Source organism: Streptomyces sp. NPDC058335, from assembly GCF_042723915.1.
Lineage (GTDB): Bacteria > Actinomycetota > Actinomycetes > Streptomycetales > Streptomycetaceae > Streptomyces.
Genome location: NZ_JBHXHX010000051.1, coordinates 1 through 1,072, shown reverse-complemented (window position 1 = coordinate 1,072; position 1,072 = coordinate 1). Strand labels below are relative to the sequence as shown.

2 protein-coding genes are annotated in these 1,072 nt (G+C 69.4%); one reads left to right on the top strand and one right to left on the bottom strand.

The window, feature by feature from the left end; genetic code table 11:
- On the bottom strand, nt 1-187 hold a 187-nt coding region (locus ACFWJX_RS40645), incomplete at its 3' end, for a hypothetical protein (RefSeq protein ID WP_383252157.1).
- A gap of 25 nt (nt 188-212) precedes the next feature.
- On the opposite strand from ACFWJX_RS40645, the gene ACFWJX_RS40640 reads away from it, so the two are divergent.
- Nucleotides 213-515, top strand: a complete 303-nt coding sequence (locus ACFWJX_RS40640) for a hypothetical protein (RefSeq protein WP_383252155.1) — start codon at nt 213-215, stop codon at nt 513-515.
- Nucleotides 516-1,072: the final 557 nt, after the last annotated feature.

Sequence of the window (1,072 nt, the reverse complement as noted above, 5' to 3'; positions counted from 1 at the left end):
TCCGCCGCAGAGCGGTACCGATGTGCTGCCAGCCCGGCAGGTCACGCGCATACGTCGGGGGCGGCAAGGGCGGTGTGGTTGCCTGGCGTGTCTGCGCCTGGTCCGCAGGGGTCTCTGTCTTGGAGCGGGACAGCGGCGCGCGGTCGGCACCACCCGGCTCGAGCGAAGGCGTTGGCGAGCTGCTCATCAGGCGGGCGCCTTCCCCTCGTGCCATGGCCGTCGTCCGGCTCCTGTCGGCAGACTTCCCCGGCGAGCCGTTCATACGTCGCTGTTACTGCGGAATTCCACGGCACCGCCGCGACGCCTACGCGGCCGGCCTTACGAAGCGTGCTGCCCCCGGCACACGATTGCTGATGTTCGGCTACGGGCCCGAGGCGTTCGACGACCCGATCTCCGGCGTCACCGCCGACGAACTCAGCGCCAGCTTCGCTGGGTGGCAGCTGGCCGACGTGACACCCGGCACGAAACCGGTCCCGACGTCCTGGTTCACGCTGCACCGCGCCACCACGGCGTGAGCTCAGCAAGGCCCCTATCGAACCGAGCTGCCAGCCGATGCTCCCCGACACTTAGATCATCCAGAGATGCCTGCCAGGCCGCCATGTGTCCGGCGGCTCTGCACCTTCTCGCCGATCGCAGGTGAGCCGGGGTCTGGGTTCTTGAGTCAGCGGATGGATGGCAGTGCCTCGTCGCGGTGGGCGGTGTGGACGTAGCGCACAGCGGTTTCGGGATGGATGCCGAAGAAGTGCACCAGATGCACTGGGTCGGCAGTGTGCCGGGCCTCGTCCACTACCTGGTCTCTCCACGTGAGCGGGCCACTGTGCGGAGGCCGCCGTGGCGCTGCCGCGTGTGGGCAGGCGCTGCTGGAGCCGCTCGAAGGCGAGCCGGTCCGCCTCCCAGACCACCGGGTCCCCGTCCAGGCCGGTGTGTCCGGGCAGTCGCGCGGGATCGGCGCCGCGGCGGTATTTGTCCGATGGCTCCGTCCTGGGTATTGCGGGCAATCGACGGACCCGGCATCAGGATGCGCCACGGATGGGCGCGCTGGGATGCTCGGGCGATGGTGATCCGCTTAACG